Consider the following 3,433-nt stretch of genomic DNA (forward strand, 5'->3'; position numbering starts at 1 on the left):
GGGCCACGGTGAGTGGCCCGCCCCCGGGATCGTTCACGCCCTGTCGGGACGCGTCCTCAGGCGCCGAACGCCTTCGACTCGCCCTTGACCGGCTTCGCCCCGGCGAGCAGGTGCGCGGGCACCAGGTCGCGGGCGGGCTCGGAGTACCCCACCGAGACGATCTTGTCGCCCTGGTAGGTGAAGGTGGTCAGCGAGGCGAGGGTGCACTGCCGCTTGCGCGGGTCGTGCCAGAGCCGTCGGCGCTCCACGAAGCTGCGCACGATCCAGATCGGCAGCTGGTGGCTGACGCAGACCGCCTCGTGGCCCCGGGCCGCGTCGCGCGCGGCGTCCAGCGCGCCCATCATCCGTACGACCTGCTCGACGTACGGCTCGCCCCAGGAGGGCTTGAAGGGGTTGGTGAGGTGCTTCCAGTTGTCCGGCTTGCGCAGCGCGCCGTCGCCGACGCCGAAGGTCTTGCCCTCGAAGACGTTGGCGGCCTCGATCAGCCGCCCGTCGGTGGCGAGGTCCAGGCCGTGCGCCTTGGCGATCGGCGTGGCGGTCTCCTGGGCGCGCTCAAGCGGGGAGGCGACGACATGGGTGATGTCGCGCTGCGCCAGGTGCTCGGCGACCCGGTCGGCCATCTTCCGGCCCAGCTCGGAGAGGTGGTACCCGGGCTTGCGCCCGTAGAGCACGCCCTCCGGGTTGTGCACCTCGCCGTGGCGCATCAGGTGGACGACGGTGATGTCCTGAGAACCGTTCTCGCTCATGCGGTGGCCTCCGAGGCGGCGCGGGCGGCGGCGGGCAGGGCGTCGGCGATGCGCTCGACGGCCCGCGAGTCGTGGGCGGTCGAGACGAACCAGGACTCGAACGCCGAGGGCGGCAGGTAGACGCCCTGGGAGAGCATCGAGTGGAAGAAGGCGGTGTAGCGGAACGCCTCCTGCTTCTTCGCGTCGGCGTAGTTCCGGACCGGCTCGTCGGTGAAGAACACGGAGAACATGTTGCTCGCCGTGGACACGTGGTGCGCCACGCCCTCCTTGCTGAGCGCGCCGCTGACCAGGCCCTGGAGCTCGGCGGAGACCGCGTCGACCTTCGCGTACGCGGCGTCGTCGAGCAGCCGCAACTGCGCGAGGCCCGCGGCGGTGGCGATCGGGTTCCCGGAGAGGGTGCCCGCCTGGTAGACGGGGCCGGCCGGGGCGAGGTACGCCATGACGTCGGCGCGGCCGCCGAAGGCCGCGGCCGGGAAGCCGCCGCCCATGACCTTGCCGAAGGTCATCAGGTCGGGCCGCACGCCGTCGATGCCGTACCAGCCGGCCTTCGAGGTGCGGAACCCGGTCATGACCTCGTCGGAGATGTACAGCGCGCCCTCGGCGGCGCACAGCTCCTTCAGCCCGGCGTTGAAGCCGTCCACCGGCCGGACGACGCCCATGTTGCCCGCGGCGGCCTCGGTGATCACACAGGCGATCTCGCCGGGGTGCGCGGCGAAGGCCGCGCGGACGGCCTCCAGGTCGTTGTAGGGCAGCACCAGGGTGTCCCCGGCCTGCGCGCCGGTCACGCCGGGGGTGTCGGGCAGTGCGAAGGTGGCGACGCCCGAGCCGGCGGCGGCCAGCAGCGCGTCGACGTGCCCGTGGTAGCAGCCGGCGAACTTCACGACCTTGGCCCGGCCGGTGAAGCCGCGCGCCAGCCGGATCGCGGACATGGTCGCCTCGGTGCCGGAGGAGACCAGGCGCACCTGCTCGACGGGCTCGACGCGGGCCACCATCTCCTCGGCCAGCGCGACCTCGCCCTCACCCGGCGTACCGAAGGAGGTGCCCCGGCCGACCGCCGCCTGGACGGCGCCGATGACCTCGGGGTGGGCGTGGCCGAGGATCATCGGCCCCCACGAGCAGACGAGGTCGACGTACTCGCGACCGTCCGCGTCGGTGAGGTACGGACCGGTTCCGGACACCATGAACCGGGGCGTACCGCCTACGGCGTTGAAGGCGCGCACCGGCGAGTTCACGCCACCGGGCGTCACGACGGACGCGCGGTCGAAGAGCGACTGTGAAACTGGGGCTTCGTATGAATACGCCACTTTGGTCCTGATCTGCGATTCGGGGGGTCGGAGGGCTGGTGGGGACATCGCGGCCACCGGTGAGCCAAGGAGCGCGCACTCCTCGTATCACGAAAGGGCGTCAGCCCCCTCGCGTCTGCGAAACTGGGGCGTCATGGGGAAAGCTCACACATGCCATGGTGTCAGAGGCGCGCGCGGACTCGCGGGCAGGTGTTTCGCCGCACGCCTGGTGGGGAGGTCACTGACACGATGATCGGGTTGCGCGGTGGGGCTGTGTCTCCTAAGAAGTAGTCGGGTGGATGAAATATGCATCGCGGTGGCGGAGTGGGCGAAGGCACCGACGGCCTGGGGCCCGAGCCTGCGCGGCGTGGGCGGCACCGACGCGATGCTGAACGCGTACAGGGCAGCAGACCGGTCCCGGAGGCCGGCGGCGGTCCCGGGATCAGGAGCGGTGGCCGGGTGGGGGTGACCTACAAGTATTTCGGTGCCCCGGACGGGGCGACCGCCGCACGCGTACCCATCTCGATGCGCCCGGAGGAGCTGGGCGGCGACGAGCTGGGCATGGGGGGCATGTTCACCAAGATCAAGCCGGAGACGGTGGCCGCCATGGTCCTCACCGGGATACAGGGAATCCCGCTGCACCAGGTCCCGCCGCTGGAGCTCGTCGTCCTCCACCCCGACTACGCGGTGGTGAAGCTGCCGATGACCGTGGTCGACCCCCTGCGTGACGTGGGCGAGGAGACGGTGGGCGCGGCGGCCTTCATATGGTCGACCGTCCCCGATCGCGGCGGCCCGCGTGACGCCTTCAACGTCTACCGCCTCCTCCACGAGTGGCAGGACTTCTCCGTCCGCCTGCACGACGCGGGCCACCAGGCGTACTGCCTGGTGTGGCCCTGACGTACAAGACGCCCAAGACGTACGAGACATCCGCGGCGCGCCGGTCGTACGGAACTCGCCGGACGCGCGGGTCGCGTCGGGCGTAGGACGCGCACGCACCGCGCGGGATCGGTGACCACACCCCTGCGGGGCGCTTCCAGGGGCGCCGGCCTTCCGGGGTACGCGCCCGGGTGCACCGGAGCGCATCTGCTCGGCACGCGCATCCATCAGTAGTCATCCGGCCATTCATTGGCCGAAGAACGATCTCCAGTCGGGCACCGGAATCTGCCGACACAAGAGGACATCCGCTGAAGGAGGTCCCGCCGTGGGCGATGTGTTGCCGGCCCTGTCCGTCCCCGCCCTGGTCCTCGCCGGTGGCGCGTACGCCGTGGGCGCGAGCTGGTGGCGCCGGCGCCACCCCCCCCCCCCCCCCCCCCCCCCCCCCCCGCGCCCCCCCCCCCCCCCGGGGGGGGCGCCGGGCCCCGCCCCGGGGGAGCACCGCCCCCCCGGCGCCCCGGGCGGGCCCCG

At 72.2% G+C, this 3,433-nt stretch carries 3 protein-coding genes; 1 reads left to right on the top strand and 2 read right to left on the bottom strand.

Translation table 11 applies throughout. The annotated features are described in order from the left end of the window. Positions 1-56 precede the first annotated feature (56 nt). Together ACFWEP_RS33185 and hemL are read right to left on the bottom strand one after the other, a co-directional pair. A complete protein-coding gene (locus ACFWEP_RS33185; protein WP_387375795.1) occupies positions 57-746 on the bottom strand; it encodes a histidine phosphatase family protein in 690 nt (229 codons plus the stop codon). Then, the gene (gene hemL, locus ACFWEP_RS33190) at positions 743-2,050 is read right to left on the bottom strand and encodes a glutamate-1-semialdehyde 2,1-aminomutase (protein ID WP_387375797.1); all 1,308 of its coding nucleotides are present in this window, start codon (positions 2,048-2,050) and stop codon (positions 743-745) included. The genes ACFWEP_RS33185 and hemL overlap by 4 nt, the downstream gene beginning before the upstream one ends. 285 nt (positions 2,051-2,335) lie before the next feature. On the opposite strand from hemL, the gene ACFWEP_RS33195 reads away from it, so the two are divergent. Beyond that, complete coding sequence (locus ACFWEP_RS33195; protein WP_387375799.1) at positions 2,336-2,926, top strand: hypothetical protein; 591 nt, start codon at positions 2,336-2,338, stop codon at positions 2,924-2,926. Positions 2,927-3,433: the final 507 nt, after the last annotated feature.

The organism is Streptomyces sp. NPDC060198, from assembly GCF_042728415.1.
Classification (GTDB): domain Bacteria; phylum Actinomycetota; class Actinomycetes; order Streptomycetales; family Streptomycetaceae; genus Streptomyces.